The sequence below is a fragment of the Streptomyces griseoaurantiacus genome, assembly GCF_036189845.1.
Classification (GTDB): Bacteria; Actinomycetota; Actinomycetes; order Streptomycetales; family Streptomycetaceae; genus Streptomyces; species Streptomyces griseoaurantiacus.
Window position 1 is genome coordinate 2,821,271 of sequence record NZ_CP108326.1, and the last position, 15,070, is coordinate 2,836,340.

Annotated in this window: 9 protein-coding genes; 3 read left to right on the forward strand and 6 right to left on the reverse strand. The window is 71.3% G+C overall.

The window, feature by feature from the left end; all coding sequences use genetic code 11:
* Window positions 1–167: 167 nt before the first annotated feature.
* The 3 genes from OHB09_RS12515 to OHB09_RS12525 all read right to left on the reverse strand — a co-directional run bounded on the left by OHB09_RS12515 (window position 168) and on the right by OHB09_RS12525 (window position 7,202).
* Entirely contained in the window at window positions 168–5,246 is a 5,079-nt protein-coding gene (locus OHB09_RS12515; RefSeq protein WP_006138860.1) for an NAD-glutamate dehydrogenase, read from the reverse strand.
* Between the two features lie 730 nt (window positions 5,247–5,976).
* The gene (locus OHB09_RS12520) at window positions 5,977–6,648 is read right to left on the reverse strand and encodes an HAD family hydrolase (protein ID WP_040894347.1); all 672 of its coding nucleotides are present in this window, start codon (window positions 6,646–6,648) and stop codon (window positions 5,977–5,979) included.
* Window positions 6,649–6,686: 38 nt separating this feature from the next.
* The gene (locus OHB09_RS12525) at window positions 6,687–7,202 is read right to left on the reverse strand and encodes a DUF6912 family protein (protein WP_006138858.1); all 516 of its coding nucleotides are present in this window, start codon (window positions 7,200–7,202) and stop codon (window positions 6,687–6,689) included.
* A gap of 311 nt (window positions 7,203–7,513) precedes the next feature.
* On the opposite strand from OHB09_RS12525, the gene OHB09_RS12530 reads away from it, so the two are divergent.
* Entirely contained in the window at window positions 7,514–7,957 is a 444-nt protein-coding gene (locus OHB09_RS12530) for an Rv3235 family protein (RefSeq protein WP_006138857.1), read from the forward strand.
* Window positions 7,958–8,161: 204 nt separating this feature from the next.
* Here the strand turns inward: OHB09_RS12530 and secA are convergent, their stop codons facing one another.
* The gene (secA, locus tag OHB09_RS12535; protein ID WP_093596752.1) at window positions 8,162–11,029 is read right to left on the reverse strand and encodes a preprotein translocase subunit SecA; all 2,868 of its coding nucleotides are present in this window, start codon (window positions 11,027–11,029) and stop codon (window positions 8,162–8,164) included.
* Between the two features lie 358 nt (window positions 11,030–11,387).
* Here secA and OHB09_RS12540 point away from each other — a divergent pair, with 358 nt between their 5' ends.
* Together OHB09_RS12540 and OHB09_RS12545 are read left to right on the forward strand one after the other, a co-directional pair.
* The gene (locus OHB09_RS12540) at window positions 11,388–11,981 is read left to right on the forward strand and encodes a GNAT family N-acetyltransferase (protein WP_328921985.1); all 594 of its coding nucleotides are present in this window, start codon (window positions 11,388–11,390) and stop codon (window positions 11,979–11,981) included.
* A 45-nt stretch (window positions 11,982–12,026) separates the two neighbouring features.
* Entirely contained in the window at window positions 12,027–13,229 is a 1,203-nt protein-coding gene (locus tag OHB09_RS12545) for a winged helix-turn-helix domain-containing protein (RefSeq protein ID WP_191853478.1), read from the forward strand.
* Between the two features lie 12 nt (window positions 13,230–13,241).
* Here the strand turns inward: OHB09_RS12545 and OHB09_RS12550 are convergent, their stop codons facing one another.
* Together OHB09_RS12550 and hpf are read right to left on the reverse strand one after the other, a co-directional pair.
* Window positions 13,242–14,006, reverse strand: coding sequence for a response regulator (locus OHB09_RS12550; RefSeq protein WP_006138852.1), 765 nt, complete (start codon window positions 14,004–14,006; stop codon window positions 13,242–13,244).
* Window positions 14,007–14,246: 240 nt separating this feature from the next.
* A complete protein-coding gene (hpf, locus tag OHB09_RS12555) occupies window positions 14,247–14,939 on the reverse strand; it encodes a ribosome hibernation-promoting factor, HPF/YfiA family (protein ID WP_040894345.1) in 693 nt (230 codons plus the stop codon).
* Between the last annotated feature and the right edge of the window lie 131 nt (window positions 14,940–15,070).

Here is a 15,070-nt window from a genome sequence, read left to right on the forward strand (position 1 = left end):
ATGAGGAGGACAGCGGTGAAGATATGTCCTCTTTGAGAGGAGATGGTAGATATCCCGCCGGGGTTCCCCAAGGACCCGGCGGGCGGGGCCCGGCGGAAAACGCCGAAGGGCGCCCTCCGAGGAGGGCGCCCCACGACGTGTCCCGCGTCAACGGGTCGACCGGTCGGTCAGCTGTGCGAGCGCAGCAGCGTCCGCATCGTCCGCATGGCCACCGACAGGTTCGCCAGGTCGAAGGAGTCCGAGCTCTGGATCTCCTCCAGCGTGGTGCGGGCCCGGCCGAGCAGCGCCGCGTTCTTCTCCTGCCATGTCTCGAACCGCTGCTCCGGCGTGGAGGTGCCGTTGCCGACGGTCAGGATGTCCGAGGTGAGCGCCGAGTGGGCCGCGTACAGGTCCTCGCGGATCGCCGCGCGGGCCATCGACTGCCAGCGGTCCGCACGCGGCAGTTCGATGATGCGGTCCATCAGCCGGGTGATGTTCAGCCGGTCGGCGAGGTCGTAGTACACCTCGGCGACTGCCATCGGCTCCTTGCCGGTGCGGTCGGCGACGGAGACGATGTCGAGCGTCGGGAAGGCCGAGGAGAACCCGGCCACCCGGGTGGCCAGCTCGTCCGGCACGCCGGCACCCGCCAGCTCGTCGTAGATCTTCTGGTACCACTCGGCGTCCACGCCGCGCAGCAGCTTGGGCAGCTGCGACCAGACCTGGTCGACGCGCTCCTGGAAGAACTCGATGGTCTCGCCGAGTTCGAGCGGCTGCGGCCGGTTGTTGAGCAGCCAGCGCGTGCCGCGCTCGACGAGGCGCCGGGAGTGCAGCCGGATCCGGGTCTGCACCTCGGCGTCGACCTTGTTGTCGAGCTCCTCGACCGCGTCCCACACCTCGGCGGAGCGGAAGATGGCGCGCGCGACGGTCTGCGCCCGCACGATCTCCTCCAGCGAGGCGCCCGTCTCCTCGCGCAGCCGGTGGAGATAGGTGGTACCGCCGGTGTTGACGGTGTCGTTGACCAGGACGGTCGTGATGATCTCGCGGCGCAGCGGGTGGCTCTCGATCGCCTCGGCGAACTTCTCGCGCAGGGCGCTCGGGAAGTAGGCGTGCAGCAGACCGCGCAGGTACGCGTCGTCCGGCAGCGTGGTGGCCAGCAGCTCCTCGGCGACCGTGATCTTCGTGTACGCCAGCAGGACGGCCGTCTCGGGGCCGGTGAGGCCGTTGCCGGCGCTCAGCCGCTCGCGGATCTGCCGGTCCGTGGGCAGGAACTCCAGGGCCCGGTCGAGGTGACCGGCCCGCACCAGGTGGCGGATGAACCGCTGCTGGGCGTGGAGCATGTCCTTGGACTGGGCGAGCGCGTTGGCCAGGGCCAGGTTCTGCGCGTAGTTGTTGCGCAGCACCAGCCGGCCGACCTCGTCGGTCATGCCCGCGAGGACCTTGTTGCGCTGCTTGACGGTGAGGTCGCCCTCGCGGACCAGGCCGTTGAGCAGGATCTTGATGTTCACCTCGTGGTCGGAGGTGTCCACGCCGGCGCTGTTGTCGATGGCGTCGGTGTTGATCCGGCCGCCCCGGTTGGCGAACTCGATCCGGCCGAGCTGGGTGCAGCCCAGGTTGCCGCCCTCGCCGACGACCTGGACGCGCAGGTCCCCGCCGTCGACGCGGATGGCGTCGTTGGCCTTGTCGCCGACGTCGGCGTGCGACTCGGTGGAGGCCTTGACGTAGGTGCCGATGCCGCCGTTCCACAGCAGGTCGACCGGCGCCTGGAGGATCGCCTTCATCAGCTCCGCCGGGGTCATCTTGCTGACCTTGCCCTCGATGCCGAGGGCCTCGCGGATCTGTGCGTTGACCGGGATCGACTTGGCGCTGCGCGGGAAGATCCCGCCGCCGGCCGACAGCAGCTCGGTGTTGTAGTCGGCCCAGGAGGAGCGGGGCAGCTCGAACATGCGGCGGCGCTCCGCGTAGGAGGTGGCCGCGTCCGGGTTCGGGTCGAGGAAGATGTGCCGGTGGTCGAAGGCGGCGACCAGGCGGATGTGCTCGCTGAGCAGCATGCCGTTGCCGAACACGTCGCCGGACATGTCGCCGACGCCGACGACCGTGAAGTCCTCGCTCTGGGTGTCCACCCCCAGCTCCCGGAAGTGCCGCTTGACGGACTCCCAGGCGCCGCGAGCGGTGATGCCCATGCCCTTGTGGTCGTAGCCGGCCGAACCGCCGGAGGCGAAGGCGTCGCCGAGCCAGAAGTTGTACGACTCGGCGACCTCGTTGGCGATGTCGGAGAAGGTCGCGGTGCCCTTGTCGGCGGCGACGACGAGGTAGGTGTCGTCCTCGTCGTGCCGGACGACGTCCGCGGGGTGCACGACCTCGCCGGTCACCATGTTGTCGGTGATGTCGAGCAGCGCCGAGATGAACGTCTTGTAGCTGGCGATGCCCTCGGCCAGCCAGGCGTCGCGGTCGACGGAGGGGTCGGGGAGCTGCTTGGCGACGAAGCCGCCCTTGGCGCCCACCGGCACGATCACCGTGTTCTTGACCATCTGCGCCTTGACCAGGCCGAGGATCTCGGTGCGGAAGTCCTCGCGCCGGTCGGACCAGCGCAGACCGCCGCGCGCGACCTTGCCGAAGCGCAGGTGCACGCCCTCGACGCGCGGCGAGTACACCCAGATCTCGTAGGCCGGGCGGGGCGCCGGGAGGTCCGGGATGGCCTGCGGGTCGAACTTCATGGACACGTAGTCGTGCGGCGTGCCGTCCGAGGCGTGCTGGAAGAAGTTGGTGCGCAGCGTCGCCTTGATGACGGTGAGGAAGGAGCGCAGGATGCGGTCCTCGTCGAGGGAGGCGACCTTGTCGAGCGCGGCGTCGAGCTCCTCCAGGAGGGCGTCGACGATCTCGTGCCCGGCGCGCTGCCGCTCGGGCGACATCCGCGCCTCGAACAGGGAGACGAGCAGCCGGGTGGTGTGGACGTTGTTGCGGAGAGTGGTCTCCATGTAGTCCTGGCTGAACGTGGACCCGGCCTGGCGCAGGTACTTGGCGTACGCGCGCAGCACCATCGCCTGCCGCCAGCTCAGCCCGGCGCTGAGGACGAGGGCGTTGAACCCGTCGTTCTCGGCACGGCCGGTCCAGGTGGCGGCGAAGGCGTCCTGGACGCGCTCGCGGGCGTCGTCGCCCAGGTGCTCGCCGCCGTTCTGCGCGGGCATGCGCAGCCCGAAGTCGTAGATCCAGGCGGTGGTGCGGTCGGCGCAGCGCAGCTCGTAGGGGCGTTCGTCGGTGACCTCGACGCCGAGCAGGCTCAGCACCGGCAGCACCCGGGAGAGGGAGACGGAGCCGCCCCGCCGGTAGATCTTGAAGCGGCGCTCGGCGGCGCCGGCGCCCACCGGCTCGTAGAGGCTGAGCGCGAAGTCCTTCTCGTCGTCGAGCTGCTCGAGGTGGACGAGGTCGGCGACGGCGGCCCGGGGGCTGTGGTCGGCCTTGTAGCCCTCGGGGAAGGCGCTTCCGTACCGGCGCAGCAGGGCGGCGGCGCGCTCCTCGCCGAGTTCGGCGTTGAGCGCCTCGGAGAAGCCGTCGGCCCAGGAGCGGGCGGCCTCGGCGAGCCGGGACTCGATGCGGTCCTTGTCGGCGTCGGACAGCTCGGGCAGTTCGGTGCCCTGCGGTACGCGGACCACGAAGTGCAGCCGGGACAGGATCGACTCGGTGTTCCAGGCGGTGAAGTCGACGCTGGTGCCGCCGAGCTCCTCCTTCAGGATGTCGATGATCCGCAGCCGCACGCCCGTGGTGTAGCGGTCGCGCGGGAGGTAGACGAGGGCGGAGTAGTAGCGCCCGTACTCGTCCTGCCGCAGGTAGAGCCGGAGCCGGCGGCGTTCCTGGAGGTAGAGCACCGAGGTGGCGATGGCCCGCAGCTCGTCCGGCGGCGTCTGGAACAGCTCGTCGCGCGGGTACGTCTCCAGGATCTGCGTCAGGTCGCGCCCGTCATGGCTGTTGGGCGAGAAGCCGGCGCCCCGCAGCACCTCCTCCACCTTGCGGCGGATCACCGGGACCCGGCGGACCGACTCGGTGTAGGCGGCGGAGGAGAACAGGCCGAGGAAGCGGCGCTCACCGGTGACGTTGCCCTCGGCGTCGAACTTCTTGACGCCGACGTAGTCCAGGTAGGACGGCCGGTGCACGGTGGCGCGGCTGTTGGCCTTGGTCAGGACGAGCAGCTTGTGCTCGCGGGCCTTGGCGCGGGCGTCGGCCGGCAGGCGCTCGAAGGAGGGGCTGACCGGGTGGCCCTCCTCGTCGGCGTGGTGCGGGTCCGCGCGCAGTATGCCGAGCCCGGTGCCGGGGACGGCGCTCAGCGCGTCCTCGCCGCGCAGCTCGTACTCCCGGTAGCCCAGGAAGGTGAAGTGGTCGTCGGCGAGCCAGTGCAGCAGCTCGCGGGCCTCCTCCACCTGCTGCTCCGGCAGGTCGGCCGGGAGCGGCTCGCCGGACAGCTCGTCGGCGAGGCGGGAGGCGGTGTTCCGCATCTTCTCCCAGTCCTCGACGGCCTCGCGGACGTCGGACAGGACGCGCAGCAGGTCGGCGGTGATCTGCTTGAGATCGGCGCGGTCGGTCTCGCGGTCGATCTCGACGTGGATCCACGACTCGACCGCCGCGTCCGGCGGCAGGTCCCCGGTGGGCGGGGTGGACAGCACCTCCAGCAGCTTGCCGGTGACGTCGCGCCGCACGACGAACTGCGGGTGGACGACCACGTGGATGCCGCGGCCCTGGCGGGAGAGGTCGTTGGTGACGGAGTCGACGAGGAAGGGCATGTCGTCGGTGACCACCTCGACGACGGAGTGGCTGCAGGTCCAGCCGTTCTCCTCGACGGTGGGCGTGTGCACCCGCACGTTCGCGGTGCCCTGCGGGCGGGTCTCGGCCAGCCGGTAGTGCGAGACGGCGGCGCCGAACACGTCCACGGGGTCGCGGTCGGCGAGATCCTCGGGGGCGGTGTGCAGGTAGTAGCGCTGCAGGAACGACAGCACGGACTCGCTGTCGGAGGTGTCCGGGGCGCCGGGCGCCGTGCGGGCGGCGGTCCTGGAGGTCTTGGCGGAGGCGGTCTTCTTGGCGGCGGTCTTCTTGGGGGCGGTGGTCCTGGCAGCGGTCTTCTTCGAGGTCGTCGCCGGGGTGCCCGGGCTCGACGGGCCGTCCGGGGAGTCCTCGCCCGCCGGCCCGGTCGGTAGGTGCCCCCCGACCGGGCTGTTCTCAGCTACGCGAGCGGCCCTCTCGAGCAGCTCGGCCTTGGCTTCGTCCAGCTTGGTCTGCATTGTCCTCTGGCTCCTGTCGCGCGCCATTGCGTGACGTAGAAGGAAGTACGGTCTCTGCTCCGCCGTAACCGCCACAACGCCACGACGCGGAATGTCCGGTCTGCTTCGACGCTATGCCGCACGGTGGGACGGGCGAGGGGTTATCGGCCAATGTCGGCACCTCGGAGGGGTGTGACGCTGCTCTCGGCGCCTCACGCGCCGCCTGCGTCCTTCGCGTCCTCCGCGCCCCGAAGTCTCCGGCGGGCGCCAGCGGCGCCCTCTCGACCGGGCCCCGCCCCGGGACCGCACGACGCGGTCCCGGCGAATCAGCGGCCGCCGCCCGGACTCGGCTCACGGCCGAGCTCACCGGGCGCGGAGCGGGGACGGCGAGGCCCCCGCGAACTATCGCGCTGATCACGACCACAAGGCTATCTCCCCCGCCGGGGCCCCCGTCATGAGCCGCTTGTGTACAAAACGGGGCCCGGAACTTTGACGTTCTGCACAGAGAGAGAAACGGTTTCTTCACGTAACGGGACGGGATGGGGCACGGGGGGACCCGGCGGGGCCGGGTGACGCGGGAGCCGTCGGGGCAGGCTCGGGAGTCCCCCTGGCCGGCTCGGAGGTCCCCGCCACAGGCCCGGAGTCCTCGTCGCCGGCCCGGAGTCGTCCGCCGGCCCGGAGTCGTCCGCCGGCCCGGCGTCCTCGTCGCGACTACGGAACCTCGTCGCGGGCTCGGAATCGCCCGGGCGCCTCAGTCCGTCATGCGTCCCGCCAGCGCGACCGCGTCCGTCAGCGAGTCCACGACCGGCACCCCGGCCTCTTCCAGACTCGCCCTCCCGTGCGAGCCCCCGGTGTACAGCACCGCCCGCGCGCCCGCGCCGCGTGCCGCCACCGCGTCGTCCACCGCGTCGCCGATCACCACGACCCGCGACGGATCCACCCCGCCGTCCCCCGCGAGCGCGGCCACGTGCCGCACCATGTGCTCCGCCTTGCTGCCGCCGGACGGCCCGGTCCGCCCGTCGACCCGCAGGAAGTGCTCCTCGATGCCGAACCTCCGCACGAGGGGGACCAGCTCCTCGTGCTCGTACATGCTCAGGATCGACTGGCTGTGCCCCGTCGCCCGCCAGCCGCCCAGCAGCTCCACCGCCCCGGAGGCCAACCCGCACGCCGCCCGGCGCTCCGCGTAGTGCCGGCGGAACAGCGCGTCCATGAGCTCCCACTCGGAGGCCGTCGGCAGCCGTCCCATCAGCCGTTCGTAGAACTTGGGCACCGGCACGCAGTACAGCGCCCGGTACCGCTCCAGAGTGATCGGCTCCAGCCCCAGCTCGGCGAAGGCCGCGTTCGTCGCTCCGATGATCGCGTCGTTGTCGTGGAACAGCGTGCCGTTCCAGTCCCAGACGATGTGCACCCCACGCATCCCCATGCGGGAAAAGGTACCCACTCCCGATGACAGGCCGGTGGTCAGTCGCCGGAGCCCACCAGGTGGGGGATCTCCTGCGTGGCGAACCAGAGCAGCTCGTGGTCCTCCGCCCCGTCGACGAGGAACTGCGCGTCCTCGTCCCCCCGGTCCGCCGCCGCGAGGGCCTCCGCGGCCGCCGTGACGTCCTTCTCGGCGTCCTCCGCGTCCACGTGCACCGCCGCCGCCCGCGCGAGCGGCACCGCCTGCGAGACCCGCACCTCGCCGAGCGCCGCCGGGTCGAGCCCCCGGTCGGGGTCCACGGAGGTCCAGGCGTCCGGCACCTCCGCCGCCACGACCACCCTGCGCGGGCTCGCCCCCGGCTCGGCCGCGAGCAGCCGCAGCGAGGCCAGCGCGGCCCGGCCGAGCGCCGCGTACTCCAGCTCCTCCAGGTCCTCCGAGAGGTACCACTCCCGCAGGGCGGGCGTGACCGCGTACGCGGTGAACGGTCCCGCCCCCAGCTCGCCCGCCCGGTGCGCCTCTGCGAGGCCGTGCAGGGTCAGGGGGACGTAGACGCGCATGACGTGCCGCTTTCTTAGTCGGACAGGGCGTCACCCCAGGATACGTGCGGGTGTCCCCCTTCGGGTCCGGTCCTCGCGCCCCGCGCCGTCCACCCGGCGACCCGTGTCTCACCCTGCGCACACCGCCGTTCCCGGCCTCGCCGGGCCCGTCGCTCACTCTGATGAGTGAATCTGCCGTGAGCCCGGCGGCCCCCTCGCCTCCGTTGCGGCGCGACCGTCCGGCCCCGTACAAGATCCCCAGCACGAAGTTACCGCCCGGTATGCCCGGCGCTCCGGCGCCGTCCGCACCCGGCACGAGACGGGGACCGCACATGAACAAGGTGATGACCAGGACGAGGCGGCTGCCCGGCGGCCGCCCGCCCGTGCGCCACGACACCCGCCGCCCGGGCAGCGCCCCGCGCCGCACGGCACCCCCGCCCCGCCCCACCGACGTCTTCGCCGACCGGCTCCTGGCGGTCCTCAGCGGCCACCGCCCGGTCCACTCGATACTGCGGCACACCGTGGGCCGCGCCTACGACGAGCTGGCCTGGCTCGCCGAGCGGGGCGCCCTGCGCACGGGCGGCGCCCGCCCCGTCGTCCACGACATCGGCTACTTCGTGCCGCGCCCCGGCGCCGTCGAGGCCTTCGTCCGCATCGCCACGGGTGACCGGCTGCGCGCCATGGCCTTCCGTCTGGAGCACGCGCCCGACCAGCGCTGGCGCTGCGCGGCGGTGGAACTGGAGGGCCCCCGGATGCCAGCACCTGACCCGGACTGACACCGAACCCGGCAGGCCCCGAGCCGGGCAGGCATCGAGCCCGGCAGGCATCGAGCCCGGCAGGCCCCGAGCCCGGCAGGCTTCGAGCCCGGCAGGGCTCCCAAGCCCCGGGCCCTCCCCGCCGCCGGGTGCCGGACAGCGCGGAGGGCCGGACCCCGAAAGCGGGGCCGGCCCTCCGTCGCGCTCACCCGGGGGTGCGCGCCGTCACTTCTTGCGGCGACGCCCGCCCTTGGCCTGCTTGCGGCGCTCGGCGCGCGTCAGGCCGTCCGCGGCCGACCGCACCGGCTCGCCGTCGCTGGCGAACTCGCCCTCGATGACACCGCCCTCGCCGTCCACCGTCGGCGCGGAGAAGTGCAGCTCGCGGCGCTGCGGCGCGTCGAGCCCCTTCGCCCGGATCTCGGGCCGGGCCGACCCGGCCAGGGCGCCCGCGCCGGACTGCGCCGGCACCGCGTCCTGCGGGGCCTTCTCCAGGGACGGCGCCGCGTCCTCGACCGGGACCTCCTCGACCTGCTGCTCGACCTGGACCTCCAGGTTGAACAGGTAGCCGACGGACTCCTCCTTGATGCCGTCCATCATGGCGGTGAACATGTCGAAGCCCTCGCGCTGGTACTCCACCAGCGGGTCCTTCTGCGCCATCGCGCGCAGGCCGATGCCCTCCTGGAGGTAGTCCATCTCGTAGAGGTGCTCGCGCCACTTGCGGTCCAGCACCGAGAGGACCACCCGGCGCTCCAGCTCACGCATGATCTCGGAGCCGAGCTGCGCCTCCCGCGTCTCGTACTGCTCGCGGATGTCGTCCTTGATGGACTCGGCGATGTACTCGGCGGTCAGCCCGGCCCGGTCGCCCGCCGCCTCCTCCAGCTCCTCGACGGTGACCCGCACCGGGTAGAGCTGCTTGAAGGCGCCCCACAGCCGGTCGAGGTCCCAGTCCTCGGGGAAGCCCTCGGCGGTCTCCGCGGAGACGTAGGCGTCGATCGTGTCGTCCATGAAGTGGTGGATCTGCTCCTGCAGGTCCTCGCCCTCCAGGACGCGGCGGCGCTCGCCGTAGATGACCTCGCGCTGCCGGTTGAGCACCTCGTCGTACTTCAGGACGTTCTTGCGGGTCTCGAAGTTCTGCGTCTCCACCTGCGACTGGGCGGAGGCGATCGCGCGGGTGACCATCTTGTTCTCGATCGGCACGTCGTCGGGGACGTTCGCCATCGACATCACGCGCTCGACCATCTGGGCCTTGAACAGCCGCATCAGGTCGTCGCCGAGGGAGAGGTAGAAGCGGGACTCGCCCGGGTCGCCCTGACGGCCGCTGCGGCCGCGGAGCTGGTTGTCGATGCGCCGCGACTCGTGTCGCTCGGTGCCCAGCACGTAGAGGCCGCCGACCGACTCGACCTCCTCCTTCTCCGCCTGGACGGCCTTCGCGGCGCGCTTCAGGGCGGCGGGCAGCGCCGCGGCCCACTCCTCGATGTGCTCCTCGGGGTCCAGGCCGCGCTGGCGCAGCTCGGCCTCCGCGAGGTCCTCGGGGTTGCCGCCGAGCTTGATGTCGGTACCACGGCCGGCCATGTTGGTGGCCACCGTCACGGCGCCCTTGCGGCCGGCCTGGGCGACGATCGAGGCCTCGCGCTCGTGGTGCTTGGCGTTCAGCACCTCGTGCTGGATGCCGCGCTTGCTGAGCTGCTGGGAGAGGTACTCCGACTTCTCCACGGAGGTCGTGCCGACGAGGATCGGCTGGCCCTTCTCGTGCTTCTCGGCGATATCGTCGACGACCGCCTCGAACTTGGCCACCTCGGTGCGGTAGATCAGGTCCGACTGGTCCTTGCGGACCATCGGCCGGTTGGTCGGGATGGGCACCACGCCGAGCTTGTAGATCTGGTGGAACTCGGCGGCCTCGGTCATCGCCGTACCGGTCATGCCGGACAGGCCCGGGAGTTCCTTGCCCTCGTGGTCGTGGCGCTTGTAGAGGCGGAAGAAGTTCTGCAGGGTGATCGTGGCGAGCGTCTGGTTCTCGTCCTTGATGTCCACCCCTTCCTTCGCCTCGATCGCCTGGTGCATGCCCTCGTTGTAGCGGCGGCCGGCGAGGATACGGCCGGTGTGCTCGTCGACGATCATGACCTCGCCGTCGAGGACGACGTAGTCCTTGTCCTTCTTGAACAGTTCCTTGGCCTTGATGGCGTTGTTCAGGTAACCGACGAGCGGGGTGTTCACCGACTCGTAGAGGTTGTCGATGCCCAGCCAGTCCTCGACCTTGGTCACGCCGGACTCGTGGATGGCGACCGTGCGCTTCTTCTCGTCGACCTCGTAGTCGCCGGTCTCCTCGATGCCCTTGAGGGGGTTGCCCGCCTCGCCGCGCTTGAGGCGCGTGACCAGCTTGGCGAAGTCGCCGTACCACTTGGTGGCCTGGTCGGCGGGGCCGGAGATGATCAGCGGCGTACGGGCCTCGTCGACGAGGATGGAGTCGACCTCGTCGACGATGGCGAAGTTGTGGCCGCGCTGGACGAGCTCGTCCTGGGACCACGCCATGTTGTCACGGAGGTAGTCGAAGCCGAACTCGTTGTTCGTGCCGTACGTGATGTCGCACAGGTACATCTCGCGGCGCTGGGCCGGCGTCTGGTTGGCGAGGATGCAGCCGACCTCGAGCCCGAGGAACTTGTGGACGCGGCCCATCATCTCGGAGTCGCGCTCGGCCAGGTAGTCGTTGACCGTGACGATGTGGACGCCCTCGCCGGACAGTGCGTTGAGATAGGCCGGCAGCGTGCCGACCAGGGTCTTGCCCTCGCCGGTCTTCATCTCCGCCACGTACCCCAGGTGCAGGGCGGCGCCGCCCATGATCTGCACGTCGTAGTGGCGCTGGCCCAGCACGCGCTTGGCGGCCTCGCGGACGGTGGCGAACGCCTCGGGGAGCAGGTCGTCGAGGCTCTCTCCGTCCGCGTACCGCTGCTTGTACTCGTCGGTGAGGGCACGCAGCTCGGCGTCGGAGAGGTCGATGAAGTCCTCTTCGATGGAGTTGACCTGGTCCGCGATGCGGTGCAGCTTGCGCAGGATCTTGCCTTCGCCTGCACGCATGATCTTCGAGAGGACGGACACGGGGGTTTGTCTCCTTAGCCGATCGGGCCTGGGACGGTCGGTCACCACATGACAGTTTGAGCAACGGCCATGGTAAGCGAGGACCCCGCCGTGCCGGGAGGTCTGTCACCGACAGCCACTAGGACAACGGACGGGCGCGGCGGAAGGTGCCGCCCCGGCACCACGAAAAGTGACGCCCCGGGCACGCTGTGGTCATCGCGGCCCCCGCGGGGGCGGGTGCATCGCGCTGCCCCGCAACGTCCCGCAACGCGCCGCAACGCGCCGCAACGCGCCGCAGAGGAATGGCGCCCCCCGCCCCCCTCCGAGCAGAATCGGCCGATCGGCCGGAAGCCGAGAGGCCGGAAAGGGAGGGGCCCCGATGGAACCCGTCACGCTCACCACCGAACGCCTCGTCCTGCGCCCGGTGGGCCCCGGGGACGCCGACGCGGTGTACGCGGCGGCCCAGGACCCGGACATCCAGCGCTGGACGACGATCCCCTCGCCGTATCTGCGGGAGCACGCCGAAGGTTTCGTCGGCGGCCTGGCACCCGGGGGCTGGGCGGACGACTCGATGTTCACCTTCGGCGTCTTCCTGCCCGCCGGCGACCTGGTCGGAATGCTCAGCCAGACCATGCGCGGCCCGGGCGTCGCGGAGATCGGCTTCTGGGCGGCCGAGGAGCACCGCGGCCACGGCTACCTGACCGAGGCGACGCTCGCCGCCTGCCGCTGGGCCTTCCTGCTCCTGTCCGTGGACCGCGTGGAATGGCGCGCGGAGGTGGGCAACGCGGCCTCGCTCGCGGTGGCGCGCAAGGCCGGCTTCACCCTGGAGGGCACCGCGCGCGCGGGCCTGCTCAACCAGGGCGTCCGCAGGGACTGCTGGACCGCCTCCCTGCTCCCCTCCGACCTGGGCCTGCCCCCGAAGACGCCCTACCTGCCGGCGCCCGACAGGAGCCGGGCCGTGCCCGAGGTGTGACGGGAAGCCCTCCCCACTGTCAGACCCACCCCCTACCGTGACCCCATGCCCACGCCGACACCGCCGCCCGTCGCCACCCTCACCGCCGCGGAAGCCCGCCGCATCGCCCTGCGGGCCCAGGGCTTCCTGGGCGCCCCCGACCGCCGCTCCGGTGTGCGCGGCGTGCTGCGCCACCTCGGCGCCGTCCAGCTCGACACGATCTCGGTCCTCGCCCGCTCCCACGAACTCGTGCCCTACGCCCGCCTGGGCGCGGTGGGCCGGACAACGGTCGAGGACGCCTACTGGACGAAGAGCGCCCCGGGCGTCCGCACGCCCCCGCACGCGTTCGAGTACTGGTCGCACGCCGCCTGCATCCTGCCCGTCGAGGAGTGGCCCCACTTCGCCTTCCGCCGCCGCGCCTACCGTGCGCGCCCGCACTGGAACCACGCGCTCCCCGAGGGCGCCTACGAGCAGGTGATCAAGCAGCTCCGCTCGGAGGGCCCGCTGACCGCCACGGACCTCGGCGGCGCGAAGCGGACCAGCGAGTGGTGGGACTGGTCGGAGACCAAGGTGGCCGTCGAACGCGCCCTGATGTACGGCGAGGTGGTCTGCGTCGAGCGCCGGGGCTGGAAGCGGGTCTACGACCTCGCCGAGCGCGCCGTCCCCGCCGCACTGCTGCACGACGAGCTGGACGACGCGGAGTGCGTGCGCCGCCTGGTCCGGCTGGCCGGCCAGTCCCTCGGCGTGGGCACGCGCGCGGACATCGCCGACTACCACCGGCTGAGGAACGAGCAGGTCGACGCGGTGATCGCCGACTCCGGGCTGGTCCCGGTGACCGTGGAGGGCTGGGGCCGCCCGGCCTGGGCCGATCCCGCCGCCCTGGCGACGCCCCCGCGCGGCCGTCACCGCACGACGCTGCTGTCGCCCTTCGACTCCCTCGTCTGGGAACGGGCCCGCACGGAACGGATCTTCGGCTTCGTCCACCGCCTGGAGGCGTACGTCCCCAAGCCGAAGCGCGTGCACGGCTACTTCGCGATGCCGGTGCTGGCGGGCGGGCGGCTGGTGGGCCGGGTGGACCCGGCGCGCGAGGGCCACACCCTGGTGGCCCGTCAGGTCACGCTGGACGGTCCCAAGGCGGTCCCGGCCGTGGCGGAGGCCCTGCTGGAGGCGGCGACCTGGGTGAACTGCACGAACGTGCGCGTAGAACGGGTGGCGGACCCCGCGCTGCGCGCGCCCCTCCTCACCGAACTGGCCCGCGCACTGGACTGATCGCCGGACCGGTCAGCGAATCTCGAGGATCTTCTCCCGCATCGCGTAGACCACGGCCTCCATCCTGGAATGCAGTTGGAGTTTCTCCAGGATGTTCCGCACGTGGTTCTTCACGGTGTTCTCGGAGATGAACAACTCCTTGGCGATGTCCCGGTTGTTCATTCCGGTGGCGACCAGCTTGAGCACTTCGAGTTCCCGGTCGGTGAGCCGCGGCGCCGGCACCAGCCGGCGTTCGTCCGTGCGCTGGATCATCGATTTGAACTCGGTGAGGAGTTTCGAGGCCATCGAGGGACTGATCTGCGACTGTCCGTCGGCGACGGCCCGAATGGCCGTGGCGACCTCGTCCGTGGAGATCTCCTTGAGGAGGTATCCGGTCGCGCCGGCCTTGATCGCCTCGTAGAGATCGGCCTCTTCGTCGCTGATCGTCAGCATGATGATCTTCGCGCTGGGGGCCACTTCCTTGATCGACGTGCACGCCTCGATGCCACCGCGCCGGGGCATCCGCACATCCATCAGCACGATGTCGGGCAGCAGATCGGCGGCCTTGTCCACGGCCTCCGCGCCGTCCCCTGCCTCTCCGACGACCTGGATGTCCTCCTCGGCCGCCAGCACGATCTCCAGGCCGCGGCGGAAGAGGGCGTGGTCGTCGACGACCAGGACGCGGATGGGCTCCTTGCGTGACGTGCCCGCCTCCGGGCCCGTACCGCTCGCCTCGCCGGCGCCCGTGGCGCGGTCGTCGGCGTCCTCGTCCCGCGCCGGTCCGAAGCTGTCCGCCATCGTTCCTCCCCCTGAAGGCTGTGGCCTGTGGTCCTGTGCCATCGCCAACCCAAGGCAACGGCCCACCGGTTGGGCCGGTGCGGCCATGATTCCATGCCGCGGCGGTCGTGCGGTGACGGAGCGCGGTACCAAGGGGTGGCACGCCGGTGCCCCTGGGGGGCGCAGAGGCTCACCAGGGGCACCGTTCCTTGCCCGCGAGGTCCGTCCGGCGGGGTGTGCCGGGGCGGTCGGCCGGGGTGGTCAGCCGCCGAGCGCGCTGCCCGCGTCACCGGCCCCCGACCGGGTGACCATGGGGTCGGTGTTCAGGTGGATGACGCCGTAGTCGTAGGCGTGCCGCCGGTAGACGACGCTGGGTTCCTTGCTCTCGGAATCGATGAACAGGTAGAAGTCGTGCCCGACCAGTTCCATCTCGTAGAGGGCCTGGTCGAGTGTCATCGGGGACGCGACGTGGGTCTTCTCCCGGACGACGAGCGGGCCGTCGCCCGTCACCTCCAGAGAACCGATCTTCTTCGTCGGCACCGCTTCCGGTTCCGTCGCGACGACTGTGCCGCCGTGGCCGTCCAGGGTGGCCGCGTCGGGGACGTGGTCGGGGACGTCGGCGGCCGAGAGGCGCCGGGTGCCGCGTCGTGCGCACCGCTTGTCGTGCTGCTTGCGCAGCCGCGCCTCGAGCTTGTCGGTGGCCAGGTCCAGTGCCGCGTAGGGGTCGCTGGCCGCCGCTTCCGCCCGGATCACCGGGCCGCGGGAGTGGAGGGTGATCTCCACCCGGTCGGAGCGGTCCGCCTGACGGGGGTTGGGCTCCTTGGACACCTCGACGTCCAGGCTGATCACCTTGCCGTCGAGCTTCTGGATCTTCTCCAGCTTCAGCTTCTCGGCCACGTGCTTCCGGAACCGCTCGGGCACCTCGGTCTTGCGGCCCTTGACGACGATGTCCACGCAGAACTCCGTTCCCGGATCACTCCGCATCACGGCGGAGCATCTCCCTCTTGCACCAGATTCCGGTGGGCACCGGAACCTCGGACTCGGTGACGTCCACCTCCTCCTCCCCCGTGGGCGGGAACTCCATC